This window comes from Nocardioides sp. Leaf285 (assembly GCF_001422955.1).
In the GTDB taxonomy this organism is placed as follows: Bacteria; Actinomycetota; Actinomycetes; order Propionibacteriales; family Nocardioidaceae; genus Nocardioides; species Nocardioides kribbensis.
On sequence record NZ_LMNH01000002.1, the window covers coordinates 234,986 to 258,834 of the forward strand.

Genomic DNA, 23,849 nt, shown 5'->3' on the forward strand with positions numbered 1-23,849 from the left:
CCGCGGGGTGGTCCGGACCCTGGTCAGCGGCCCTGGTCACCGGCCCTGGTCAGCGGCGCCGGTCAGCGGGGAGCGCGCGGCACCAGGGTGAGCAGCGTGGCCTCGGGGCGGCAGGCCAGGCGCAGCCGCACGTAGGGGTTGGTGCCGAGGCCGGCGCACACGTGCATCCACGCCGAGCCCGGGTCGCCGTCGCGGGAGTCGGCGGGGTGACGGTGCAGCCCGCGGGCCCGGGCCGGCTCGAGGTCGCAGTTGGTGGCCAGCGCCCGACCTCCGGGCAGGCACACCTGGCCGCCGTGGGTGTGACCGGCCAGGACCAGGTCGTGCCCCTGGGCGGAGAAGTGGTCGAGGACGCGCAGATAGGGGGCGTGGGTGACGCCGATGCGCACGTCGGCGCCGGGGTCGGCGGGGCCGGAGACCGCGTCGAGGCGGTCGTAGCCGAGGTGGGGGTCGTCGACCCCGGCGAAGGCGAGCCGGGTGCCGCGCACGGTGAGGGCGCCGCGGGTGTTGGTGAGGTCGAGCCAGCCCCGCCCGGTGAAGGTCGCCGACAGCTCGCGCCAGGGCAGCTGCGGGGTGTGGGTGGCGCGTCGGCCGTCGTCGGGCAGGAGGTAGCGCAGGGGGTTGCGCAGGCTCGGCTCGAAGTAGTCGTTGGAGCCGTGCACGAAGACGCCCGGCACGTCGAGCAGCGCTCCGAGGGCGTCGCGCACGACGGGCACCGCGTCGCGGTGGGAGAGGTTGTCACCGGTGTCCACCACGAGGTCGGGGCGCAGCTCGGCCAGGCCGGCCAGCCACTCCTGCTTGCGGCGCTGGCCCGGGGTCATGTGCAGGTCGGAGAGGTGGAGCACGCGCAGCGGCTCGTGGCCGGCCGGCAGCAGCGGGACCTCGACGCGGCGCAGGGTGTAGGCCCGGGCCTCGGAGGCGGCGTACGCCGTGAGGGCCGCGCCGGTCGCGGCGGCCGCTGCCGCCCCGGTGAGGAGGTGGGGCGCAATGCGGGTGAGGAGCACCGGCCCAGGCTGCCACAATGGGCCTCATGCCCGCCCTCAAGGACCGTCTCCGTGCCGACCTGACCACCGCCATCAAGGCCCGCGACGAGGTGCGCTCCTCCACCCTGCGCATGGTGCTGAGCGCCCTCACCAACGCCGAGGTCGCCGGCAAGCAGGCCCGCGAGCTCACCGACGACGACGTCGTGGGCGTGCTGACCAGCGAGGCCAAGAAGCGCCGCGAGGCGGCGGCCGCCTTCGCCGACGGCGGCCGCGACGAGATGGCCGCCAAGGAGCGGGCCGAGGCCGAGGTCATCGCCGACTACCTGCCCGAGCAGCTCACCGACGCCGAGGTCGCCGAGATCGTCTCGGCCGCGGTCGGGCAGACCGGCGCGGCCGGTGAGGGCATGCGCGCCATGGGCAAGGTCATGGGCCTCGTGCAGCCGCAGGTCAAGGGCCGTGCCGACGGGGGCGCGGTCGCTGCGGAGGTGCGCCGCCAGCTCGGCGCCTGACCCCGCGCACGACGAAGGCCCGCTCCCTCCAGGGAGCGGGCCTTCGTGCGTCAGGGGGTGGTGAGGTCAGTTGCCGCGACCGCCGCCGTTGCCGCCGCCCCGACCGTTGCCGTTGCCGCCCGCGTCACCGCCGCCACCGTTGCCGCCGTTGCCGCCGCCACCGCCGTTGCCACCGCCGTTGCCGCCGCCGCCCTGGGGGGTCGAGGGGGCGACGGGCTGGGGCACGACCCCGGTGGACTGGTAGATGGTGATCGCGGTGCCGGAGGGAGCCGACTCCCCGCCGCTGGGGTAGGTGTAGGCGACCGAGTCGGCGGCGTAGCCGGTGTCGCGGTAGCCGCCGTAGGTGTAGCCGAACCCGGCCGAGGACAGCTGGCTCTGCGCCTCGGTCAGCGACAGGCCCGCGACGTCGGGGATGGTGGTGAGCACGCCCTCCACGTCGGTGCCGGAGGGAGCGACGAAGTTGTCGTCGTCGAGCTGGTCGTCGACGGCCTTCATGGCGTCACCCCACATCGGCCCGGCCACGCCGGAGCCGGAGGCCGCGGAGATGTAGGTGCCGCCGACGGTCTGGTAGCTGAGGCTGACCGGCGTGCCCACGTCGTTGGCACCGGCGATCATGGCGGCGGTCGCGAGCTTGGGGGTGTAGCCGACGAACCACACCGACTTGCCGTCCTGGGTGGTGCCGGTCTTGCCCGCCGCGGGCGAGTCGAGCGCCTCGGCGGAGGCGAAGCCGCCCTCGATGACGCCGCGCAGCACCGAGTTGACGGCGTCGGCCGTCGAGGCCTCCATCACCTGGTCGCACGAGGAGGGGTACTCCTTGAGCAGGTTGCCCCGCAGGTCCTCGATCGCGGTGACCGGGCGGGCGTCGCAGTGCAGGCCGCGGCCGGCGAAGGTGGCGTAGGCCTCGGCCATCTCCAGGGGGCTGACGTTGGGGCTGCCCAGGGTGAAGGAGGGCACGCGCTCGGCGCCGTTGCCGAACTCGTCGCCGGTGGGGTTGTCGAGGTCGAGGCCCATCGACTGGGCCAGCTCGAAGGGCTGGCAGATGCCGGTGCGGGCCTCGAGCTGGGCGTAGAAGGTGTTGACCGACAGCTGGGTGCCGGTGATGAGGTTCATGGTGCCCGAGTCGGTGGAGTTGCTCGGCGACCACGTGCCATAGCCGTAGGGCTCGCCGTCGCAGTCCTCGAAGGCCGACTCGCTGATCGAGATGGTCGGCGGGGAGTAGATGGTCTCGGTGAGCGGGATGCCGTCCTCGACCGCCGCGGCCAGCACGAAGGCCTTGAAGGTGGAGCCGCCCTGGAAGCCGGCGGAGTCGCCGTACTTCTCGTTGACGGCGTAGTTGAGGTAGGTCTCGCCGGCGGCCATGTCGTCGCCCATGGGCCGCGACTGCGCGATGGCGCGGACGTTGCCGGTGCGCGGCTCGACCATGGCCAGGCCGCCGATGGCGGTGTCGGTCGGGTAGACGTGGCTGGCGACCGAGGCGTCGGCGGCCTCCTGGAAGCTCTGGTCGAGGGTGGTGCGGATCCGCAGGCCCCCCGAAAGCAGCATGTCCTTGCGCTCGCGACGGGTGTCGCCCAGCGCCGGGTCCTCCATGAGGTAGTTGACGACGTAGTCGCAGAAGAAGGGGGCGACGGTCGAGACGCAGCCGTTGGGCGTGTTGGTGACCTTGAGCCGCAGCGGGGTGTCCTTGAGCCGGTCGGCCTTGGTCCCGGGGATCACCGAGAGCTCCGCCATCCGGTCGAGCACGACGTTGCGGCGCTCGATGGCGCGGTCGGGGGAGTTGGTGGGGTCGTAGCCGTCGGGGCTCTTCACCAGGCCGGCCAGCATCGCCGACTGGGGGTAGTTGAGCTGCTTGGCGTTGACGTCGAAGTAGTGCTTGGCCGCGGCCTGGATGCCGTAGGCGCCGTCGCCGAAGTAGGCGATGTTGAGGTAGCGCTCGAGGATCCAGTCCTTGCTGTGGCGCTGCTCCAGGGCGATGGCGTAGCGCAGCTCGCGGATCTTGCGGGCGTAGCTGTCGTCGATGGCCGCGGCACGCTGCTTCTTCGTCTTGGCCTGCGTCAGCAGGGTCTGCTTGACCAGCTGCTGGGTGATCGAGGACCCGCCCTGGACGTTGCCGTCGTTGGCCTGGTTGGTCACGAAGGCGCGCAGGGTGCCGCGCACGTCGAGGGCACCGTGCTGGTAGAACCGCGAGTCCTCGATCGCGATGATCGACTTCACCATCTTGCGCGAGATCTGGCTCAACGGGACCTCGACGCGGTTCTGGTCGTAGAGCGTCGCGATGACGTTGCCCTCGACGTCGGTGATCTCGGTCTTCTGGGCCAGCTGCTCGGTCTCGAGCTCGGCGGGCAGGCTGTCCATGGTCTCGGCGACGTTGCGGGCGCTGATGCCCAGGACGCCGGCGAACGGGATGGCGAGCCCGGCGACGACGACGCCGAGGACGGCCGACACGGCGACCATCACACCCAGGTGGGTGAGCACCCGGCCGCTGGAGAGACGGTCACTGCGCGGTTCAGACATGCCGCCAGGGTACGGGAGGCCTCCAGGCCCCAGCGAAACCCGGCTATGGGAGAGTAGTCATTTCGGACTATGCGGCTCGACCTCAACGAGTCTGTCCGCTGCCGGCCCCGGTTCCTTAACTTGTACCCAAGAGATCACAGGATCGTGCGTCATGGGGACGCCACACCTGCTCTCGGACGATGTGGGGACATCATCATGTGGGTTGAAGACTGGACGCCGCGCGCCGCCTGCCGGGCCGCGCAGCCGGATCAGCTGTTCGTCCGTGGGGCCGAGCAGAACAAGGCCAAGCAGCTGTGCGCCGGGTGCCCCGTGCGCACCGAGTGCCTCGCCGAGGCCCTGGACAACCAGATCGAGTGGGGTGTGTGGGGTGGCATGACCGAGCGTGAGCGCCGCGCCCTCCTGCGCCGCCGGCCCAACGCCTCGTGGCGCTCGGTCCTCGAGGCCGCCCGCACCCAGGCCGCACCGGCCCCCGTGGCCGCGCCCCGCACCGCCGACGTCACGGTCTGAGGCCCGACCCGGCGCCGACGAGACGGCGCCGGCGTCCGATCAGTGGACCTGGCCCTCGGCGAGCAGCTCGCCGACGCGGCGCAGACCGCCGAGGTCGTGCACGTCGCCCGCGAGGGCGGGCACGACGGCGGTGGCGACGCCGGGGTGGGCCGCGGCGAAGCGGGCACGCAGACCGGCCTCGCGCTCGACCAGGCGCACCTGGTCGGCGTGCAGCCGCAGCAGGCCCGCGGTGAGGTCGTCCTCGGTGCGGCCCGCGCGCAGGCGGGCCGCCGCGCTCATGGCCTCGTAGGCCGACAGGTCGCTGGCGGGGGCCGGGCTGGCGCGGTTGACGACCAGGCCCGCCAGCGGCATGCGGTCGCCGCTGAGCCGCTCGACGAAGTACGCCGCCTCGCGCAGCGCGTCGGGCTCGGGCGCCGCCACGACCAGGAAGGCCGTGCCCTCGGCCTGCAGCAGGGCGTAGGTGCGCTGGGCCCGCTGGCGGAAGCCGCCGAAGACGGTGTCGATCGCCGACACGAAGGTCTGCAGGTCGCGCAGCACCTGAGCACCGAGGATCTTGGTGAGGGCGTTGGTGACGATCCCGAGCCCCGCGGTCATCAGCCGCGCCGGCCCCTTGGCCGGGGCCAGCATGAGCCGGATGAAGCGGCCGTCGAGAAAGCTGGAGAGGCGCTCGGGCGCGTCGAGGAAGTCGAGCGCCGAGCGCGAGGGCGGGGTGTCGACCACGATGAGGTCGTAGGTGCCGTCGCGCTGGGCGTCGGCGTGGATCTGGCCCAGCTTCTCCATCGCCATGTACTCCTGCGTGCCCGCGAACGAGCTGGAGAGGGCGACGTAGAAGGGGTTCTCCAGGATCTGGCGGGCCTTCTCCGGGCTGGCCTGGCTCTCGACCACCTCGTCGAAGGTGCGCTTCATGTCCAGCATCATCGCGTCGAGGGACCCGGTGGCGCCCTCCGCGAGGCCGGTGACCGGGCGCGGGGTGTTGTCGAGCTCCTCGATGCCCATCGACTGCGCCAGGCGCCGGGCGGGGTCGATGGTCAGCACGACCACCTTCCGGCCGCGTTCGGCGGCCCGCAGCGCGAGCGCGGCGGAGGTGGTCGTCTTGCCGACGCCGCCGGAGCCGCAGCACACGATGATGCCGGTGGTGGTGTCGTCGAGCAGCGCGTCGACGTCGAGGGGCGGGGCGGCGGAGGCGCGCCCGGCCAGCGGGCCGACGCGGGGTCCTGAGCGGGTCATGCGATCCCCTGTTCCTTCAGCGCTGCGGCCAGCTCGTAGAGCCCGCCGAGGTCGACGCCGCCCGGCAGGCGCGGCAGCTCGTACGACGGCACGCCGAAGTCGGCGACGAGGGCGCGCTGGGCGTCCTCGAGGGCGCGGCGCTCCGCGTGGTCGTGGGCGACGCGGAGCAGGCCGTCGAGCAGCGGGTCGCTCACCGGCAGGCCGGCCTCGGCCAGGTCGGCGGCCAGCGCGTCGCGGTCGAGGCCGTCGGCGCGGGCCACCGCCAGGTCGTCGTCGCCGATGTCGCGGGGGCGCACCATGTTGACCACGACGCCGCCGACGGGGAGGCCGTCGCGGCGCAGCTCCTCGATGCCGTCGTGGGTCTCCTGCACCGGCATCTCCTCGAGCACAGTGACGAGGTGGACCGCGGTGCGCGGGGAGCGGAAGAGGGTCATCATCGTGTCGGACTGGTTCTTGATCGGTCCGACCTTGGCCAGGCCGGCCAGCTCGTCGCTGACGTTGAGGAACTGCGAGATGCGACCCGTCGGCGGGGCGTCGAGCACCACGGCGTCGTAGGTGATGGCGTTCCTGTTGCGGCTGTTGCGCTCGACGGCCTCGTAGACCTTGCCGGTGAGCAGCACGTCGCGCACGCCCGGGGCGATCGTGGTGGCGAACTCCACCACCCCGAAGCGGTCGAGGGCCCGGCCGGCGCGGCCGAGCTTGTAGTACATCGCGAGGTACTCCAGCAGCGCCGACTCCGGGTCGATGTGCAGCGCGTGCACGGTGCCGGCGCCGCGGTCGGTGCTCAGCCCGGTCGCGACGCGGACCTCCTCGTAGGGCAGCGGGTCGACGTCGAACATCCGGGCGATGCCCTGGCGTCCCTCGACCTCGCAGACGAGGACGTTCTTGCCGTGGGAGGCCAGCGCGAGCGCGAGGGCCGCGGCCACGGTGGACTTCCCGGTGCCGCCCTTGCCGGTCACGACGTGCAGCCTGACCTTCGGCCAGTCCGGCCGCCTCTGCGCACTCACGGGGCAACCCTAGGTGTGACGCCCTAGGGGTGGGACATGATGGGGCGATGGCTCTTCTCGGGACCCGTCGATGACCGCCGCGGACCGCACCGGCTCCGCCCCGCCCGCCGCCGACCAGGCGCCACGCTGGAAGGTGGTCGGCCCGGGGCTGGTGGTCGCCGCCACCGGCGTCGGCGCCGCCGACCTGGTGGCGACCCTGGTGGCCGGCTCGAAGTTCGGCTACACGCTGCTGTGGGTGGCCGTGCTGGGGGCAGTGATCAAGGTGGTGCTCGTCGAGGGCGCCGGGCGCTACTCGCTGGCCACGGGGCGCACCATCTTCGAGGGCTGGCGCAGCCTCGGCCGGTGGACGACCTGGTACTTCGCGCCGTACATCGTGGTCTGGGGCCTGGTCTACGGCGCGACGGCGATGTCGTCGACGGCGCTGCCGCTGGTGGCCCTCTTCCCCGACCTGTCGCTGCGCTGGACCGCGGTGGCCTCGGGGCTGGTGGGCCTGGCGCTGGTGTGGTTCGGCTCCTACCGCACCTTCGAGAAGGTGATCACGGTCTTCGTGGCGATGATGTTCGTCGCCGTGGTGGGCGCGGCGGTGCTGACGCTGCCCAACCTCGGCGAGGTCGTGCTCGGCCTGCGCCCGATCTTCCCCGACGACTCGGTCATCAACGTGCTGGGGATCGCGGGCGGCGTCGGCGGCACCATCACGCTGGCCGCCTACGGCTACTGGCTGCGCGAGAAGGGCTGGGACACCCCGCGCTTCATGAAGGTCATGCGCATCGACAACGGCGTGGCCTACGCCGTGACCGGAGTCTTCGTGGTCTCGATGCTCATCGTCGGCGCGGAGCTGCTCTACTCCGCCGGCATCGCCATCGACTCCGGCGACCAGGGTCTCGTGCAGCTCGCCGACGTGCTGCAGGACCGCTACGGCGAGGTCTTCGGCGTCGTGTTCCTCGTCGGCTTCTGGGCCTCGTCGTTCTCCTCGCTCATCGGGGTCTGGAGCGGGGTGAGCCTGATGTTCGCCGACTTCTGGGGCAACCTGCGCGACCTGCCCTCGGGCCACCCGGCGACCCGCACCGGTGGCCGGTACTTCCGCGCCTACATGCTGTGGCTGACCTTCCCGCCGATGCTGCTGCTCCTGCTCGACCGGCCGGTGGGGCTGATCCTGGCCTACGGCGTGCTCGGTGCCTTCTTCATGCCGTTCCTCGCCGTGACCCTGCTGGTGCTGCTCAACCGGCGCCGCGACGGTGCGCTGGAGCACACCGAGGTGCCGCAGCAGTGGCGCAACGGCTGGCTCTCCAACTCGCTGCTGGTGCTGTGCGCGGTGCTCTTCGCCGCACTCGCGCTCAACGAGCTGCGCGGCGTGCTCGCGCCGTACCTGCCCTTCCTGTGAGCGCCGGGCCCGGACGTGCCACGGACCCCGGGAGGGCTGCTCCCGGGGCCCGCGGAGAGTGGGGCCAACCTGCGCCGACGGCGCGCGGTCAGGCGACCAGGGCGAGCTCCTCGTCGGCGGTGCGCACGGCCTGGCGGCCGCGGCCCAGCGACTTGGAGACGACCACCAGGGCGGCGGTCACGAGGGTGCCGACCACGACGGCCACGAGGTAGCCGGGGATGCCGCTGATGAGAGGGGTGACCCAGATGCCGCCGTGGGGCGCGGCGAGCTTGCTGCCGAAGGCGGCGACGAGGCCGCCGGTGACGCCCGAGCCGACCATGATCGAGGGGATCACCCGCAGCGGGTCGGCGGCGGCGAAGGGGATCGCGCCCTCGGTGATGAAGGAGGCGCCGAGCAGCCAGGCGGCCTTGCCGTTCTCCCGCTCGGCCTCGGTGAAGAGGTGCTTGCGCACGACGGTGGCCAGGGCGAGGCCCAGCGGCGGGGTCATGCCGGCGGCCATCACGACGGCCATGACGGTCAGGGCGGCGCTGGAGTCGGCGATGGCCGAGGCGGTGAGGCCGCCGGTGGCGAAGACGTAGGCGGTCTTGTTGACGGGGCCGCCCATGTCGAAGGCCATCATCAGGCCGAGCACGACGCCGAGCACGGCGATCGAGCCGCCGCTGAGGCTGTCGAGGCCGTCGGTGAGGCCGGTCTGCACGCTGGCCAGCGGGCGACCGATGACGAGGAGCATCACGACCGTGGTGGCGAAGGTGGCCAGCAGCGGGGTGACCACGACGGGCATGAGGCTGGCGACGGCCTTGGGCACGCGCAGACGGCTGATGCCCAGGGCGAGGAAGCCGGCCACGAAGCCGCCGACCAGGCCGCCGAGGAAGCCGGCGCCGACGACGCCGGAGAGGGCTCCGGCGACGAAGCCCGGCGCGAGCCCGGGTCGGTCGGCGATCGCGTAGGCGATGAACCCCGCCAGCACCGCGACCAGGAAGCCGAACGCCGCCACGCCGCCCTGGAAGAGCAGCGCGGCCCACTCCATGCCGGAGGTGGGGTCGAAGCCCGCGATGAGGTCGGTGACGGGGATCTGGGTGACCTCGACGGCGCCCTGGTCGCCGCCGGCGATCCGGGCGAGCATGAAGCCGAGCGCGATCATGATGCCGCCGGCGGCGACGAAGGGGATCATGTAGCTGACCCCCGTCATCAGCCACTGGCGCACCCGCGAGCCGACCGACCCGCCGGCCTCGACCTTCGTCGCGGGCGCCGCGGCGGCGCCCGGCACGGTGCTGGTGGCGGTGCTCGTGGCGGTGCTCGTGCGGACCCCGGCGCGGGCGGCGGCCTCGGCCTCGCGGATGAGCCCGGCGGGGTCGCTGATGCCGCGCTTGACGCCGGAGACGACCGTGGGCAGGCCGGTGAAGCGGTGCTTGTCGCGCACCTCGACGTCGGCGGCGAGGATGACGGCGTCGGCGCGGTCGAGGTCGGCCTGGCTGACGCGCACCGCGCCGCCGGCGCCCTGGGTCTCGACCACGATCTCGTGGCCGGCCTCGCGGGCGGCGGTCTCCAGGGCCTCGGCGGCCATGTAGGTGTGCGCGATGCCCGTGGGGCACGACGTCACGGCGATGAGGAACATATGGACTTCCTTCGAGCAGTGGCCGGAGCGGCCGAGGGTGGGCCACCCCCCGTGGCCTCCGGACGAGAGTGAGGCAGGTCACGTCCGATCGTCAAGACGTTCGCAGGTAAAACCACAGGCTCGGGTGTCGGAACGGGCGCGATCGGGCTCGGGCCGGTCATGTGCTCCGTCCGGGCCCAGCGACGTGAGTAGGGTGCGGAGCATGACCAAGTGGGAGTACCAGGTGGCGCCGATTCCGCTCCACAACGAAGCGCTCATGCTCAACAACTTCGGCCAGGACGGCTGGGAGCTGGTGACCATCCAGACCAACGCCCAGGGCGGGCTGATCGCCTTCCTCAAGCGACCCGCCCAGTGACCTCCCAGGGGACCTCCCCCGAGGAGCGGCTGGCCGCGATGGGGCTGGCGGTGCCCGAGGTCGCCGCCCCCGTGGCCGTCTACGTGCCCGTCGTGCGCACCGGCGACCTGGTGCTGACCTCCGGCCAGCTGCCGATGCGCAGCGGCGAGCTCATGGCCACCGGCAAGGTCGGCGGCGAGGTCACCGTGGAGGAGGCCTACGCCTGCGCGCAGCAGTGCGCGCTCAACGCCATCGCCGCGGTGCGCTCCGAGGTCGGCGACCTCTCGCGCGTCGTGCGCGTCGTCAAGGTCGTCGCCTTCGTGGCCTCCACCCCCGACTTCACCGGCCAGCCCCAGGTCGCCAACGGTGCCTCGGAGCTGCTCGGCGAGGTGTTCGGCGACGCCGGCGTGCACGCCCGCTCCGCCGTCGGGGTGCCGGTGCTGCCGCTCGACGCCCCCGTCGAGGTCGAGATCATGGTGGAAGTGGCCCCCTGATGCGGATCCCGCTCCCGCCCGTGCCGCTGCCCGCCGAGGTCGCGACCGTGGCGCTGGAGTACGCCGCGGGCCGCCGCGAGCCGGTCGAGCCGCGCGACGCGGCCACCGTCGTGCTGCTGCGGGGCGGGGAGCGGGGCCCGGAGGTCTACCTGCTGCGGCGCCAGGCCACGATGGCCTTCGCCAGCGGCATGGCCGTCTTCCCGGGCGGCGGGGTCGACCCCCGCGACTTCGACGCCGAGGTCGCCTGGGCCGGACCGACACCCACGCAGTGGGCCGAGCGGCTGGGCTGCGACGAGGACAAGGCGCGCGCCCTGGTCTGCGCCGCGGTGCGCGAGACCTTCGAGGAGTCGGGCGTGCTGCTCGCCGGGCCCTCCGTGGACGACGTCGTCGCCGACACCACCTCGGCGGACTGGGAGGCCGACCGCGTGGCCCTCGAGGCGCGCGAGCTCGCGCTCACCGACCTGCTGACGCGCCGCGGGCTCGTGCTGCGCACCGACCTGCTCGGCGTCTGGGACGCGTGGCTGACCCCGGTCTTCGAGCCGCGCCGCTACCGCACCTGGTTCTTCGTCGCGCTCCTGCCCGAGGGCCAGCGCACCCGCGACGTGTCGAGCGAGTCCTCGTCGGTGACCTGGCTGCCGGCCGGCGTCGCCGCCGACCGGGCCGACGCCGGCGAGCTGGCGATGATGCCGCCGACGTACCTCACCTGCCTCGAGGTCGGCGACCACGCCGACCCGCACGAGGTGCTCCACGTGGCCGGGTCGCGCTCGGTCGCGATGTTCACCCCCACCGTCGAGCCGCTGGGCGAGGGCTGGACGCTGTCGATGCCCGAGCGGATGCGGCCGCTGGTCGCCGCCCGACGGGCCCAGCGGGGGGAGTGAGCGGTGGTCGTGCCGCTCGGTGAGTGGGCCGGGGGATCCTTCGGCGAGCGCGCCCGCTGCGTGCTCGCGCCCAACGCCGACCTGATGACCCTCGACGGCACCAACACCTGGGTGCTGCGCGAGCCGGGCGCCTCCCGCGCGGTCGTCGTCGACCCCGGCCCGTCGATCACCTCCCACCTCGACGCCGTCGCCGAGGCGGCGGGGGAGGTCGGCCTGGTGCTGCTGACCCACCACCACCACGACCACGCCGAGGCGGCCCGCGAGTTCGCCGAGCGGATGGGCTGCGGGGTCCGTGCCCTCGACCCCGCGCTCTGCCTGGGCGCCGAGGGCCTCGTCGACGGCGACGTCGTGGAGGTCGACGGCCTGGAGGTGCGGGTGGCGGCGACGCCCGGCCACACCGCCGACTCGCTGTCCTTCTGGCTGCCCGCCGAGGCCGCCGTGCTCACCGGCGACACCGTGCTGGGGCGCGGCACGACCGTGGTCGCCCACCCCGACGGCCGCCTCGGTGCCTACCTCGACTCCCTCGACCGGCTGCACGCCCTGGCCTCCGAGCGCGACCTCGCCGCCATCTGGCCCGGCCACGGGCCGGTCATCGAGCAGGCGCTGCCCGTGCTCGACCACTACCGCACCCACCGCCGCTCGCGCCTCGAGCAGGTCGAGGACGCGCTGCGCGCCCTCACCCCCGCCGAGCGCGCCGCCGACGACCTCGCCCGCCGGGTCGTCGAGGTCGTCTACGCCGACGTCGACCCCGTGCTCTGGGGGGCCGCCGAGCTGTCCGTGCGCGCCCAGCTGGCCTACCTGGAGCACGGGCGCCAGGGGCGCCAGGGTTAGCCGCCCCGGACGCTGACTCGTGGCGCCGGTCTGCTTCCCGCAGCCTGACCGGCGGATCGGCGGATCGGCGGATCGGCGCAATTGCGTGATCCGGGGACGCCGGTCGCGCAATTGCGGCGGTCGTGCCGGAAGCGCCGCCGGGCTTTGCGTGGTCTGGGCACCCTGGGCGTGTCCCGGGGGGTCGGAACAGCGCAAAGACCGGCAGCGGCGCATCCCCCGTGCCCCATGGCGGTGTCGGGCTGTGGACGACGTACGAGCGGTCGTGCCCGAGTGGGCATGAAGAGCGCATGGACCGATCGACCTCACCCTCCGCGCCCGGCCCTGACCCCGACGCCTCCTCCGGACGCGAGGCGGGTGGTCCGGCCGGCCTGGACCTCGGGCGACCCTTCACGACGGCGGCCTTCCTGGCCGCCGGCCACTCAGTCGTCGAGCTGCGCCGCCGGTGCTACCGGCAGGTGCTGCGGTCGGTGTGGGTGCACACCGAGGCCGTGGACGACGACACCCCCATCCGGGCCGCGCTGGCGTTGCACCCGGCGTCGGCGTACGCCAGCCACTTCAGTGCCGCCAGGCTCTGGGGCCTCCCGGTGCCCGAGCACCCCTTCGAGCACGTCACCGTGGTCAAGGCCTGCCACCGACGGCCGCGCCCGGGCCTGAAGACCCACGTCACCGGTCGTGGTCGGGCGGTGATGACGGCGCGAGGCGTGCGCGCCACCCCGCCGGTGGTCACGTTCATCCAGCTCGCGGGGTCCTTGGCCCTGGTCGACCTCGTCGTGCTCGGTGATGCGTTGGTCGCGCAGCGCGGTGTCACGGCGGCCCAGCTCCGGGCGGCCTGCGACCGCAGCACGGAGTACTACGCCGCGGCGGCGCGCGAGGCGGCGGCCTACGTCCGCGACGGCGTCGACTCCCCGCAGGAGACACGTACCCGTCTGCTGATCGTGCTCGCGGGGCTTCCCGAGCCCGCGGTCAACGTGGTGCTCCGCCACGACGACGGCTCGTGGTGGCGGCGCTTCGACCTCTGCTACGAGCTGGTGCGGCTCGTCATCGAGTACGACGGGCGACAGCACGCCGACGACGCGCGGCAGTGGCAGTCCGACCTGGTGCGCCGCGAGGAGCTCGACGATGCGGGGTACCGGATCCTCGTCGTCACCGCGTCCGGACTGTTCGTCGAGCCGGGCCGCACGCTGGAGCGGATCCGTCGCCAGCTGGTCGAGCGCGGCTGGCCCGACGTGCCGCCTCTGGACGAGACCTGGAAGCGGCACTTCCCCACCTGAGGTGCGCAAGCGGCGCAATTGCGCCCATGACGCGGCCCGCCGCTCGGAGCTTTGCGCGGTCCGCGCAGCCCGGGGCTCGCCCTGGTCGAGCAACTGGCGCAATTGCGCTGGGCAGCCATGCGCACCGTCGCGCAATTGCGTGATCGGTGCAGCGGCGGGCGGTCAAGCGAGGGTCCCGTGCGGGGGCCCGAGGGGTGGAGCGGGGGTCAGCGGGCGCGGCGGGAGAGGCGCTCGACGTCCATGATGACGACGGAGCGGGGCTCCAGGCGCAGCCAGCCGCGGGAGGCGAAGTCGGCGAGCGCCTTGTTGACCGTCTCGCGGGAGGCGCCGACCAGCTGGGCGAGCTCCTCCTGGGTGAGGTCGTGGTGCACGTGGACGCCGTCGTCGGCGGTGCGGCCGAAGCGGTCGGCGAGGTCGAGCAGCGCCTTGGCGACGCGGCCGGGCACGTCGGAGAAGACGAGGTCGGCGACGACGTCGTTGGCCTTGCGCAGCCGCCCGGCCAGCTGGGTGAGCAGGCCGCGGGCGACGACGGGGCGGCCCTCGAGCCAGCGCAGCAGGTCCTCGTGGGAGAGCGAGGCGTAGGTGACGTCGGTGACGGCGGTGACGGTGGCCGAGCGCGGGCCGGGGTCGAAGAGCGACAGCTCGCCGAACATCTGGCCGGGGCCGAGCACGGCGAGGAGGTTCTCCCGGCCGTCGGAGGAGGTGCGGCCGAGCTTCACCTTGCCGTCGAGCACGATGTAGAGCTTGTCGCCGGAGTCGCCCTCGTGGAAGAGCACCTCGGAGCGCCGCATCCGGCCCTCGGTCATCGAGGCGCGCAGCGCGGAGGCCGCCTCGTCGTCGAGGGCGCTGAAGAGCGGGGCCTGACGAAGTACGTCGTTGTCCACGAAACCTCCAGAATCTGTGCCCGCCGTGCGCAGAGCCACCGCGACGATCCTATCCGTGTGGAACCTCACAGGGGCAATCCGGCCTCGGCGCGGCGAGCCCCCGGGACCGTTGCGGGGTGGGTCCGGGGTCGGTGCGGGGTCGGTGCGGGGTCGGCCCGGTGTCGGCACGGTCTCGTACGCTGACCCGGTGCCCGCCGTCGAGACCCCCACCGGCCTGGTGCGTCGAGCCCGCAAGATCGACCGCACCCTGGCCGAGACCTACCCCGAGGCGGGCTGCGAGCTCGACTTCGACGACGCCTTCCAGCTGCTCGTGGTCACCGTGCTCTCGGCGCAGACCACCGACCGTCGGGTCAACGCCGTGCGCCCGACCCTCTTCGCGGCCTACCCCGACGCCCGCGCCATGGCCGCGGCCGACCGCGCGGTCCTCGAGGGCATCGTCGGGCCGCTGGGCTTCTTCCGGGCCAAGACCGAGTCGCTGCTCAAGCTCAGCGCGGCGCTGGTCGAGGACCACGGCGGAGAGGTCCCGGGCCGTCTCGACGACCTGGTGAAGCTGCCCGGCGTCGGTCGCAAGACCGCCAACGTCGTCCTCGGCAACGCCTTCGACGTGCCGGGCATCACCGTCGACACCCACTTCGGGCGGCTCGCCCGCCGGCTGGGCTGGACCAGCGAGACCGACCCGGTCAAGGTCGAGCACGCGATCGGGGCGCTCTTCCCGAAGCGCGACTGGACGATGCTCAGCCACCGGCTGATCTGGCACGGCCGGCGCTGCTGCCACGCCAAGAAGCCCGCCTGCGGCGCCTGCCCGGTCGCGCGCTGGTGCCCGGCCTTCGGGGAGGGGCCCACCGACCCCGAGGCGGCCCGCGCGCTGCTGAAGACCCAGGGACCCGCGTGATCCCCGACTGGCTCGAGCCGGTCAGGCGCGGCGCCTCGGAGATCACCGCCGAGCAGCTCACCCGCTTCACACCGCCCGCCGACGGCAGCGCCCGTCAGGGGGCCGTGCTCATGCTCTTCGCCGAGGGCGAGCGCGGCGGCGAGCTCCTGCTGACCGAGCGCGCCCACGACATGCGCTCCCACCCCGGCCAGGTCTCCTTCCCCGGCGGCTCGGTCGACCCCGGCGAGAGCGTCGAGGAGGCCGCGTTGCGCGAGGCCGACGAGGAGGTCGGCCTCGACCCGGCCTCGGTCGAGCTCTTCGGGCGGCTGCCGGAGCTGTGGCTGCCGCCGAGCAACTTCGCGGTCACGCCGGTGCTCGGGTGGTGCGCCGACGTCGCCGTGCGCATCGCCAGCCGCGCCGAGGTCCACGCGATCCACCGCGTCGCCATCGAGGACCTGCTCGACCCCACCCACCGCGTGCAGGTGCGCCACCCCGCGGGCTTCACCGGGCCCGGCTTCCTCATCGGCCCCGAGCACGACGTCGTGCTGTGGGGCTTCACGGGCGGTATCGTCTCGAGGCTCTTCGACCACCTCGGCTGGACCCGTCCGTGGGACACCTCGCGCCTGCAGGACCTGCCCGAGCACATGGTGGCGGGGGCGCCGCGGCCCCGGCAGGGGCGGATGCTGGACATCGAGGACCGCGCCGAGGCGCACGAGGACATCTAGGACCCCATGAACCTGCTCGACTGGCTGCTCGTGGTGCTGGTGCTCGCCTACGCCCTCTCCGGCTACTGGCAGGGCTTCATCACCGGCGCCTTCGCCACCGGCGGGCTGCTGCTCGGCGGCCTGCTCGGCGTGTGGCTGGCCCCCGTCGCCCTGGGCGACGCCGCCCCGTCGCTGCTGGTCTCCCTCGGCGCGCTCTTCATCGTCATCCTGGCGGCCTCGCTCGGCCAGGCCGCGCTGCAGTACGCCGGGGCCCGGCTGCGCTCGCGCATCACCTGGCAGCCGGCCCGCGCGGTCGACGCCGTGGGCGGGGCGGCCCTCAGCGGCGCCGCGGTGCTGCTGGTCGCCTGGGCGCTGGGCGTGGCCGTCTCGGGCTCGCGCATCGACGGCGTGACGCCGCTGGTGCGCAGCTCGGAGGTGCTCGCCAAGGTCGACGGCGTGCTGCCGCGTGCGGCCGGCGGCGTGCTCCAGGCCTTCAACGACGTGGTCGGCACGAGCTTCTTCCCGCGCTACCTCGAGCCCTTCGCACCCGAGCGGATCGTCGAGGTCGCCCCGGGCGACCAGCGGATGCTCTCGCGCCCCGGCGTCCAGGCCGCGGCCGCGAGCGTGCTCAAGGTGCGCGCCACCAACGCCTGCGGCCGAGGGGTGGAGGGCAGCGGCTTCGTCTACGCCACCGACCTCGGCGACGGCCGCGACCGGCTGCTCACCAACGCCCACGTCGTGGCCGGCGTCGACGAGCCCCAGGTGATGCTGGGCGACGTGTCGGTGCCGGGCGAGGTCGTGGTCTACAACCCCGACGTCGACGTCGCGGTCATCGCCTTCGACGGCGACCGCGCCGCGCTCGCGCTCGACGACTCCGCGGCCGAGGGCGACCCGGTGGCGATCCTGGGCTACCCCCAGGACGGCCCCTACGACCAGCAGGCCGGTCGGATCCGCTCCGAGCAGCGGCTGCGCTCACCCGACATCTACGGGGAGGGCACCGTCATCCGCGAGGTCTACTCGCTGCGCGGGCTGGTGCGCCCCGGCAACTCCGGCGGCCCGATCGTCGCGCGCGACGGCGACGTCGTGGGCCTCGTCTTCGCCGCCTCGGTGACCGACGACGACACCGGCTACGCCCTCACGGCGGGCCAGGTCGCCGACACCGCGGCGCGGGGCCGGGGCACGGCCTCGGCCGTCGACACCGGCGACTGCGCGGGCTGAGACCCGCGCCGGGGCCAGGACCCGGGACCGGCCCCGGGCGAGCCTCGGGCCTGGCTCAGGCCCGACTCAGGCCTGGCTCAGGCCCGACTCAGGCCTGGCTCAGGCCCGACTCAGGCCTGGCCCTTGAGGGCGCGGGGGATCTCCTTGCCCTGGGCGATGGCCTTCTCGGGGGCGCGCACCTGCTTGACCTTCTTGACGCCGACGAAGGCGAGCAGGCCGGCGAGCAGCAGGTAGGCGCCGAAGACGATGAGGAAGGCCCAGTGCAGGGCCAGGCCGTCGCCGTTCCAGTTGATGAGGTAGGCGAAGGCCACCGAGAGCATGATGACGGCCAGCACGGCGAGACCGCCGGCGGCCACGAAGAGCCCGATGCCGACGCCGCCGGCCTTGACGCTGACCTTCAGCTCCGACTTCGCCAGCTCGATCTCCTTGGAGACCAGGGTGGAGATGTCGCGGCTGGCGTCGGCCACCAGCTTGCCGATGGTGGGGTCGGTGTCCTTGACCGGTTCGATGGCCATGTGTGGGTGCTCCCGCTGCTCCAGCGCCGTGCGTGCCGACGTCGACGTGTGTGACTGCTCCGCCCGACCCTACAGAACGCGGGCCCCCGGCCTCACCACCGTGGGGGTGAGGCCGAGGGGGAGGGCTCAGCGCGTGCCGGGCTCGCCGCGCTGGAAGACGTCGGGGATGCCGTCGAGGTCGCGGTCCTCGGCCTCCTCCTCGCACAGGCGCCGGTAGACGCGGTTGCGCCCGCGCAGGACGACGGTGGCCAGCAGCGCGGCGATCACCGAGCCGACCAGCACGCCGACCTTGACGTGGTCGTCGCGCTCGGATCCCTGGCCGAAGGCGAGCTCGCCGATGAGCAGCGAGACCGTGAAGCCGATCCCCGCGAGCATCGACATGCCGAGCACGTCGACCCAGGTGAGGTCGTCGTCGAGGTCGGCGCGGGTGAAGGTCGACAGCAGCCAGGTCGAGCCGACGATGCCGACGGTCTTGCCCACCACCAGGCCGGTGACGATGCCGAGGGCGACCGGGTCGCCGAGGGAGTCCACCAGCCCGCTGAGCCCCCCGACGGTCACGCCCGCGGCGAAGAAGGCGAAGACCGGCACGGCGACACCGGCGCTGATGGGGCGCACGAGGTGCTCGAGGTGCTCGGCCAGGCCCGGGCCCTCCTGGCCGTCGCGGCGCAGCACCGGCACGGTGAAGCCGAGCAGCACGCCGGCGACCGTGGCGTGCACGCCCGACTCGTGCACCAGGGCCCAGGCGACGACGGCGAGGGGGATGAGCAGCCAGCCCTTCCACACCCGCTTCTGCACCAGCAGGGCGAAGGCCGCGATCGGCACGAGGGCGAGCGCGAGGAAGGTCAGGTCGAGCTCGCTGGTGTAGAAGATCGCGATGATGGTGATGGCCAGCAGGTCGTCGACCACGGCGAGGGTCAGCAGGAAGGTGCGCAGGCCCGAGGGCAGGTGGGTGCTGATCACGGCCAGGATGGCCACGGCGAAGGCGATGTCGGTGGCGGTGGGGATGGCCCAGCCGCGCAGGTCGCCGTCACCGCCGAGGTTCCACAGCACGAAGACCAGGGCCGGCACGGCCATGCCGCCGACGGCCGCCGCGACCGGGAGGGCCGCGCGGCGCGGGTCGCGCAGGTCGCCGGCGACGAACTCGCGCTTGAGCTCGAGGCCGGCGACGAAGAAGAAGATCGCCAGCAGCCCGTCGGCCGCCCAGGTGCCGAGGGAGAGGTCGAGGTGCAGCGCCGAGGGGCCGACGGTGTAGTCGCGGATCGACTCGTAGACCGAGGCCCACGGGCTGTTGGCCCACACGATGGCGACCACGGCGCCCGCGATGAGCAGCATGCCGCCGGTGGTCTCGGCGCGCAGGATCTCCGCGACGCGGGAGTGCTCGAGGAAGGAGCCGCGGGCGAAGAGGCGCTGGCGACCCGGAGCCGGGTCGGGTGTCGGACCGGGCGGGGGAGTGGGCTGCTGGGCGTCGGGCACGGGGCTCCTCAGGGGTCGGCGGGGCGAGCGCCGACCAGACTTCCCGGCTCACCTGGGCCCCAGGCTACCGGCGGCACGGCCCCGCCCGGACCACCCGTCCGGGGCCGGACACGCACCGGCCGCCGTCGCCCGGGGGCGGCGGCGGCCGGTGCGTCGTACGACGGGGTCGCTCGGGTGGGGCCGTGTCGGGCCTGGTCGGGCGGGGTCAGTCGTCGGCCTTGCCCGACTGCAGGCCCGAGGAGATGAGGTCCATCACCGAGCTGTCGGCCAGGGTGGTGACGTCGCCGACCTGGCGGTTCTCGGCGACGTCCTTGAGCAGGCGCCGCATGATCTTGCCCGAGCGGGTCTTGGGCAGCTCGGGCACCACCATGATCTGGCGCGGCTTGGCGATCGCGCCGATCTCCTTGGCGACGTGCTTGCGCAGCTCCTCGACGATGTCCTCGCCGCCGTCGCCGGCGGAGTCGCGCAGGATGACGAAGGCGCACACCGCCTGCCCGGTCGTCTCGTCGGCGGCACCGACCACGGCGGCCTCGGCGACCTTGGGGTGCGAGACCAGCGCCGACTCGATCTCGGTGGTGGAGAGGCGGTGGCCGGAGACGTTCATGACGTCGTCGACGCGGCCCAGCAGCCAGATGGCGCCGTCCTCGTCCTTCTTGGCGCCGTCGCCCGCGAAGTAGTAGCCCTGCTTGCGGAAGCGGCTCCAGTAGGTCTCGACGTAGCGGTCGTCGTCGCCCCACAGGGTGCGCAGCATCGAGGGCCAGGGGCCCTTGACCACGAGGTAGCCGCCGGAGCCGTTGGGCACCGACTCGCCGGCCTCGTCGACGACGTCGGCCTCGATGCCGGGCAGCGGTGTCATCGCGGAGCCGGGCTTGCCGGCGGTCACGCCGGGCAGCGGCGAGATCATGATCGCGCCGGTCTCGGTCTGCCACCAGGTGTCGACGATGGGGCAGCGCTCGCCGCCGATGACCTCGCGGTACCACATGTAGGCCTCGGGGTTGATCGACTCACCGACCGAGCCGAGCAGGCGCAGCGAGGAGAGGTCGAAGCCGTCGGGGATCTCGCGGCCCTGCTTCATGAAGGTCCGGATCGCGGTGGGGGCGGTGTAGAAGATCGTCACCTTGTAGTCCTGCACGATCTGCCACCAGCGGCCCTTGAAGGGCGCGTCGGGGGTGCCCTCGTACATCACCTGGCTCGCGCCGTTGGCGAGCGGTCCGTAGACGATGTAGGAGTGCCCGGTGACCCAGCCGATGTCGGCGGTGCACCAGTAGACGTCGGTGTCGCGCTTGAGGTCGAAGACCGCGTCGTGGGTGAAGGAGGTGCCCACGAGGTAGCCGCCGGTGGTGTGCAGGATGCCCTTGGGCTTGCCGGTCGTGCCGGAGGTGTACATGACGTAGAGCGGGTGCTCGGCGTCGAAGAACTCGCAGGCGTGCTCGGTGGAGGCGCCGGCGACGGCGTCGTGCCACCACACGTCGACGGCGTCGTCCCACGCCACGTCCTGGCCGGTGCGGCGCACGACGAGCACGTGCTCGACCTCGAAGTCCTGCTCGGCGGCCTTGGCGCGGGCCTCGTCGACGGCCGGCTTGAGGGCCGAGGGCGCGCCGCGGCGGAAGCCGCCGTCGGAGGTGACGACGACCTTGGCGCCGCAGTCGACCAGGCGCGAGGCCAGGGCGTCGGAGGAGAAGCCGCCGAAGACCACGGTGTGGGGAGCGCCGAGGCGGGCGCAGGCCAGCATGGCCACGACGGCCTCGGGGATCATCGGCATGTAGATGGCGACGCGGTCGCCGCTGCCGACGCCGAGTGCGGTCAGGGCGTTGGCGGCCTGGTTGACCTCGTCCTGGAGCTGGGCGTAGGTGAGGTCGCGGGTGTCGTCCTCGGGCTCGCCGACCCAGTGCAGCGCGACGGTGTCGCCGCGGCCGGCCTCGACGTGGCGGTCGACGCAGTTGTAGGCGGCGTTGAGGCGACCGCCGACGAACCACTTCGCGAAGGGCGGGTTGCTCCAGTCGAGCACCTGGTCCCACTCGCGCTCCCAGGAGAGGCGGCCGGCCTGCTCGGCCCAGAACGCCTCGGGGTCGGCCGCGGCGCGCCCGTAGGCCTCGGCCCCCACGTTCGCCGCGGCGGCCAGCTCGGCCGGGGGCTCGAAGGAGCGGTCCTCACGGGACAGGTTGGACAGGGTCTCTTCGCTCACGGTTTCCTCCGGGTCGACGGGGTGGCGCTGGCCACACTAGGACGCGGGTCCCAGGGTGGCGAGGGCCGGTTGCCCCGCGGTTGCCCGCGGGTCGTGCCGCCCCGCCGGGCGCCTCGCGGCGCCCGGCGGAGCGGTGGTGCGGTCAGTGCGAGATCGCCTTCTCCGAGCCGGCGCCGGTGAGGGCGCGCACCTCGAGCTCGGTGTAGCGCTCCTCCGCGGTGGGCTCCTTGGAGGTGATGGTGCCGATGTAGCCGAGCAGGAAGCCGAGCGGGATGGAGACGATGCCCGGGTTCTCCAGGGGGAACCACGAGATGTCGATGCTGGTCGGCAGCAGCGACAGGTTCTTGCCCGTCGGGTCGAGCCCCTTGCCGGAGACGACCGGGGAGAAGACCACCAGGCCGACGGCCGAGATCAGGCCGCCGTAGATGCTCCAGAGCGCGCCACGGGTGTTGAAGCGCTTCCAGAACATGTTGTAGATGATCGTCGGCAGGTTGGCCGACGCCGCCACGGCGAAGGCCAGGGCCACCAGGAACGCGATGTTGAGGCTCTGGGCGGGGATGGCCAGCAGGATCGACACCAGGCCGATGCCGGCGGCGGCCCAGCGGGTCACCTTGATCTCCTGGTCCTCGCTGGCGGTGCCCTTCTTGATCACGCTGTTGTAGATGTCGTGGGCCACCGACGCCGACGAGGTCAGCGTCAGGCCGGCCACGACGGCCAGGATGGTGGCGAAGGCGACGGCCGCGATGATGGCCAGCAGCACCGCACCGCCCGTGGAGCCGGCTCCGCCGCCGACGGCCTCGGCCAGCAGCGGGGCGGCCAGGTTGCCCGAGGCGTCCAGCTCACCGGACTCGCGCAGGCCGGGGATGTCCAGCAGGGCGGCGGCACCGAAGCCGAGCACGAGGGTGAAGAGGTAGAACACCCCGATGAGGCCGATGGCCCACAGCACCGACTTCCGCGCGTCGCGCGAGGTCGGCACGGTGTAGAAGCGGATGAGGATGTGGGGCAGGCCGGCCGTGCCGAGCACGAGCGCGATGCCGAGGCTGATGAAGTCGATCTTGCTGGTCGCGGTGGCGCCGTACTTCAGGCCGGGCTCGAGGAAGGCCGAGCCGGCACCGGAGTTGCTGGCGGCCGTGCCGAGCAGCTCGGAGAGGTTGAAGTCGAACTTCGCGAGCACGAGCACCACGATCAGCGCCGAGCCGGTCATGAGCAGCACGGCCTTGACGATCTGCACCCAGGTCGTGCCCTTCATGCCGCCGACGGTGACGTAGAAGATCATGAGCGCGCCGACGCCGAGGATGACGATGTTCTTGACCGCCTGGTCGTCGACGCCCAGCAGCAGCGCCACCAGGGCGCCTGCGCCGACCATCTGGGCCAGCAGGTAGAAGATCGACACCACCACGGTGGAGGTCGCCGCGGCCATGCGCACCGGGCGCTGGCGCATGCGGAAGGCCAGCTGGTCGGCCATCGTGTAGCGCCCCGAGTTGCGCAGCATCTCGGCCACGAGCAGCAGCGCGACCAGCCAGGCCACGAGGAAGCCGATGGAGTACAGGAAGCCGTCGTAGCCCGAGAGCGCGATGGCCCCGGAGATGCCGAGGAAGGACGCCGCCGACATGTAGTCGCCGCCGATGGCCAGGCCGTTCTGCACTGGGGAGAACGAGCGGCCGCCGGCGTAGAAGTCGGCCGTGCCGGAGGTCTGCCGGCTGGCCCAGAAGGTGATCCCGATCGTCAGCGCGACGACGCTGAGGAACAGGATCGTGGTGAGCACCTGGTGGTCCATGTCAGTGCCTCTTCCCGTCGGTGCCGGCCACGGTCGCGTCGTACTCGTCGTTGAGGGAGCGCGCCAGCGGGTCGAGGCGGCTCTCGGAGAAGCGGGCGTAGGCGAAGGCCAGCCCGAAGGTGGTGGCGAACTGCAGCAGGCCGAAGACCAGCGCGACGTTGATGTTGCCGACCAGCTTGGTGTTCATGAAGCCGCCGGCGTAGTTCGACATCAGGATGTAGAGCAGGTACCACGCCAGGAAGGCCACCGTGGCGGGGATGACGAAGCCCCGGTAGGCCTTGCGCAGCGCGGCGAAGTCGGGTGAGTCGTGCAGCCGGTCGTAGACCGGGTCGTGCCGGGAGGCCTGGGTGGCGGCCTGCGGCTGCTCCCCGGCTCCGGGCTGGCTCTCGTGGGTGCCCACGGCGGTGTCCCCTCTCGTGCGGATGCGGCCGCGCCGGCCGCAGGTGTGATCGCGGTCACCGTAGGAGTGACGGCGCTCACCCCGGCAGGGCCGACGCCCGGGTCGTCGGCGAGCGGCGCCTCGGAGTCGGTGAGCGGTCGGTCGGGCGCGGTGAGCGGCCGGGTGGGGGTGGTGGTGCGGCGTGGCGAGGGCGGGCGGTGGGGCGGGCGGTGAGGTCGTGAGGGGTGTGAGGACGTGAGGAGAAGTTGACCTCGACGGTCACCCGGGGTCGACAGGG

General features: G+C 73.1%; 22 protein-coding genes. 11 read left to right on the forward strand and 11 right to left on the reverse strand.

Features of this window, described 5'->3' with window-relative positions:
* Positions 1-62: 62 nt before the first annotated feature.
* Positions 63-1,001 carry a metallophosphoesterase gene (locus ASF47_RS06275; RefSeq protein WP_228942949.1) on the reverse strand — a complete coding sequence of 313 codons (939 nt, stop codon included), beginning with the start codon at positions 999-1,001 and terminating at the stop codon, positions 63-65.
* A 26-nt stretch (positions 1,002-1,027) separates the two neighbouring features.
* Here ASF47_RS06275 and ASF47_RS06280 point away from each other — a divergent pair, with 26 nt between their 5' ends.
* Positions 1,028-1,489, forward strand: coding sequence for a GatB/YqeY domain-containing protein (locus ASF47_RS06280; RefSeq protein ID WP_056863546.1), 462 nt, complete (start codon positions 1,028-1,030; stop codon positions 1,487-1,489).
* A gap of 66 nt (positions 1,490-1,555) precedes the next feature.
* On the opposite strand, the gene ASF47_RS06285 is transcribed toward ASF47_RS06280, so the two are convergent.
* Entirely contained in the window at positions 1,556-4,000 is a 2,445-nt protein-coding gene (locus ASF47_RS06285; RefSeq protein WP_056863163.1) for a penicillin-binding protein, read from the reverse strand.
* A gap of 195 nt (positions 4,001-4,195) precedes the next feature.
* On the opposite strand from ASF47_RS06285, the gene ASF47_RS20595 reads away from it, so the two are divergent.
* A complete protein-coding gene (locus tag ASF47_RS20595) occupies positions 4,196-4,507 on the forward strand; it encodes a WhiB family transcriptional regulator (protein WP_082500081.1) in 312 nt (103 codons plus the stop codon).
* A 39-nt stretch (positions 4,508-4,546) separates the two neighbouring features.
* Here ASF47_RS20595 and ASF47_RS06295 read toward each other — a convergent pair whose 3' ends face one another.
* Positions 4,547-5,734, reverse strand: coding sequence for an ArsA family ATPase (locus ASF47_RS06295; protein WP_056863165.1), 1,188 nt, complete (start codon positions 5,732-5,734; stop codon positions 4,547-4,549).
* The gene (locus ASF47_RS06300; RefSeq protein WP_056863166.1) at positions 5,731-6,741 is read right to left on the reverse strand and encodes an ArsA family ATPase; all 1,011 of its coding nucleotides are present in this window, start codon (positions 6,739-6,741) and stop codon (positions 5,731-5,733) included. The genes ASF47_RS06295 and ASF47_RS06300 overlap by 4 nt, the downstream gene beginning before the upstream one ends.
* Before the next feature lie 70 nt (positions 6,742-6,811).
* On the opposite strand from ASF47_RS06300, the gene ASF47_RS06305 reads away from it, so the two are divergent.
* Positions 6,812-8,122: an Nramp family divalent metal transporter gene (locus tag ASF47_RS06305; RefSeq protein WP_056863167.1), complete on the forward strand. Its 1,311-nt coding sequence runs from the start codon at positions 6,812-6,814 to the stop codon at positions 8,120-8,122.
* An 88-nt stretch (positions 8,123-8,210) separates the two neighbouring features.
* Here ASF47_RS06305 and ASF47_RS06310 read toward each other — a convergent pair whose 3' ends face one another.
* A complete protein-coding gene (locus tag ASF47_RS06310) occupies positions 8,211-9,737 on the reverse strand; it encodes a PTS fructose transporter subunit IIC (protein ID WP_056863168.1) in 1,527 nt (508 codons plus the stop codon).
* 202 nt (positions 9,738-9,939) lie between these two features.
* Between ASF47_RS06310 and ASF47_RS21555 the strand changes: the two genes are divergently transcribed.
* The 5 genes from ASF47_RS21555 to ASF47_RS06330 all read left to right on the forward strand — a co-directional run bounded on the left by ASF47_RS21555 (position 9,940) and on the right by ASF47_RS06330 (position 13,545).
* Positions 9,940-10,092, forward strand: a complete 153-nt coding sequence (locus ASF47_RS21555; RefSeq protein ID WP_165699027.1) for a hypothetical protein — start codon at positions 9,940-9,942, stop codon at positions 10,090-10,092.
* Positions 10,089-10,565: a RidA family protein gene (locus ASF47_RS06315; protein ID WP_200918976.1), complete on the forward strand. Its 477-nt coding sequence runs from the start codon at positions 10,089-10,091 to the stop codon at positions 10,563-10,565. The genes ASF47_RS21555 and ASF47_RS06315 overlap by 4 nt, the downstream gene beginning before the upstream one ends.
* The gene (locus tag ASF47_RS06320) at positions 10,565-11,443 is read left to right on the forward strand and encodes an NUDIX hydrolase (RefSeq protein WP_082500082.1); all 879 of its coding nucleotides are present in this window, start codon (positions 10,565-10,567) and stop codon (positions 11,441-11,443) included. Before ASF47_RS06315 ends, ASF47_RS06320 begins: the two co-directional genes overlap by 1 nt.
* Positions 11,444-11,452: 9 nt before the next feature.
* On the forward strand, positions 11,453-12,274 hold the full coding sequence (locus ASF47_RS06325; protein ID WP_327138652.1) for an MBL fold metallo-hydrolase: 822 nt from the start codon (positions 11,453-11,455) through the stop codon (positions 12,272-12,274).
* 287 nt (positions 12,275-12,561) lie between these two features.
* Positions 12,562-13,545, forward strand: coding sequence for a DUF559 domain-containing protein (locus tag ASF47_RS06330; protein ID WP_056863170.1), 984 nt, complete (start codon positions 12,562-12,564; stop codon positions 13,543-13,545).
* A gap of 206 nt (positions 13,546-13,751) precedes the next feature.
* On the opposite strand, the gene ASF47_RS06335 is transcribed toward ASF47_RS06330, so the two are convergent.
* Positions 13,752-14,429: a Crp/Fnr family transcriptional regulator gene (locus tag ASF47_RS06335; protein WP_056863171.1), complete on the reverse strand. Its 678-nt coding sequence runs from the start codon at positions 14,427-14,429 to the stop codon at positions 13,752-13,754.
* A 187-nt stretch (positions 14,430-14,616) separates the two neighbouring features.
* Between ASF47_RS06335 and nth the strand changes: the two genes are divergently transcribed.
* The 3 genes from nth to ASF47_RS06350 are packed head-to-tail and all read left to right on the forward strand — an operon-like array spanning position 14,617 to position 17,222.
* Entirely contained in the window at positions 14,617-15,321 is a 705-nt protein-coding gene (gene nth, locus ASF47_RS06340) for an endonuclease III (RefSeq protein WP_056863172.1), read from the forward strand.
* Positions 15,318-16,025 carry an NUDIX hydrolase gene (locus ASF47_RS06345; protein WP_056863173.1) on the forward strand — a complete coding sequence of 236 codons (708 nt, stop codon included), beginning with the start codon at positions 15,318-15,320 and terminating at the stop codon, positions 16,023-16,025. Before nth ends, ASF47_RS06345 begins: the two co-directional genes overlap by 4 nt.
* 6 nt (positions 16,026-16,031) lie before the next feature.
* Positions 16,032-17,222, forward strand: a complete 1,191-nt coding sequence (locus ASF47_RS06350; RefSeq protein WP_056863174.1) for a MarP family serine protease — start codon at positions 16,032-16,034, stop codon at positions 17,220-17,222.
* A gap of 110 nt (positions 17,223-17,332) precedes the next feature.
* On the opposite strand, the gene ASF47_RS06355 is transcribed toward ASF47_RS06350, so the two are convergent.
* The 5 genes from ASF47_RS06355 to ASF47_RS06375 form a co-directional block, all read right to left on the reverse strand.
* Positions 17,333-17,737, reverse strand: a complete 405-nt coding sequence (locus ASF47_RS06355) for a phage holin family protein (protein WP_056863175.1) — start codon at positions 17,735-17,737, stop codon at positions 17,333-17,335.
* A gap of 126 nt (positions 17,738-17,863) precedes the next feature.
* Positions 17,864-19,210, reverse strand: coding sequence for a Na+/H+ antiporter NhaA (gene nhaA / locus ASF47_RS06360; protein ID WP_056863176.1), 1,347 nt, complete (start codon positions 19,208-19,210; stop codon positions 17,864-17,866).
* 205 nt (positions 19,211-19,415) lie between these two features.
* A complete protein-coding gene (gene acs, locus ASF47_RS06365; protein WP_056863177.1) occupies positions 19,416-21,395 on the reverse strand; it encodes an acetate--CoA ligase in 1,980 nt (659 codons plus the stop codon).
* A 142-nt stretch (positions 21,396-21,537) separates the two neighbouring features.
* Complete coding sequence (locus ASF47_RS06370; protein WP_056863178.1) at positions 21,538-23,172, reverse strand: solute symporter family protein; 1,635 nt, start codon at positions 23,170-23,172, stop codon at positions 21,538-21,540.
* Position 23,173: 1 nt separating this feature from the next.
* Positions 23,174-23,572: a DUF485 domain-containing protein gene (locus tag ASF47_RS06375; protein ID WP_056863179.1), complete on the reverse strand. Its 399-nt coding sequence runs from the start codon at positions 23,570-23,572 to the stop codon at positions 23,174-23,176.
* Positions 23,573-23,849: the final 277 nt, after the last annotated feature.

Bases quoted from the DNA above. Each gene is read 5' to 3' on its own strand.
- ASF47_RS06320 (WP_082500082.1), top strand. From the start codon at position 10,565: ATGCGGATCCCGCTCCCGCCCGTGCCGCTGCCCGCCGAGGTCGCGACC.
- ASF47_RS06355 (WP_056863175.1), bottom strand. From the start codon at position 17,737: ATGGCCATCGAACCGGTCAAGGACACCGACCCCACCATCGGCAAGCTG.
- ASF47_RS21555 (WP_165699027.1), top strand. From the start codon at position 9,940: ATGACCAAGTGGGAGTACCAGGTGGCGCCGATTCCGCTCCACAACGAA.
- ASF47_RS06285 (WP_056863163.1), bottom strand. From the start codon at position 4,000: ATGTCTGAACCGCGCAGTGACCGTCTCTCCAGCGGCCGGGTGCTCACC.
- ASF47_RS06305 (WP_056863167.1), top strand. From the start codon at position 6,812: ATGACCGCCGCGGACCGCACCGGCTCCGCCCCGCCCGCCGCCGACCAG.
- ASF47_RS06310 (WP_056863168.1), bottom strand. From the start codon at position 9,737: ATGTTCCTCATCGCCGTGACGTCGTGCCCCACGGGCATCGCGCACACC.
- ASF47_RS06350 (WP_056863174.1), top strand. From the start codon at position 16,032: ATGAACCTGCTCGACTGGCTGCTCGTGGTGCTGGTGCTCGCCTACGCC.
- ASF47_RS06295 (WP_056863165.1), bottom strand. From the start codon at position 5,734: ATGACCCGCTCAGGACCCCGCGTCGGCCCGCTGGCCGGGCGCGCCTCC.
- ASF47_RS06330 (WP_056863170.1), top strand. From the start codon at position 12,562: ATGGACCGATCGACCTCACCCTCCGCGCCCGGCCCTGACCCCGACGCC.
- ASF47_RS20595 (WP_082500081.1), top strand. From the start codon at position 4,196: ATGTGGGTTGAAGACTGGACGCCGCGCGCCGCCTGCCGGGCCGCGCAG.
- ASF47_RS06280 (WP_056863546.1), top strand. From the start codon at position 1,028: ATGCCCGCCCTCAAGGACCGTCTCCGTGCCGACCTGACCACCGCCATC.
- ASF47_RS06370 (WP_056863178.1), bottom strand. From the start codon at position 23,172: ATGGACCACCAGGTGCTCACCACGATCCTGTTCCTCAGCGTCGTCGCG.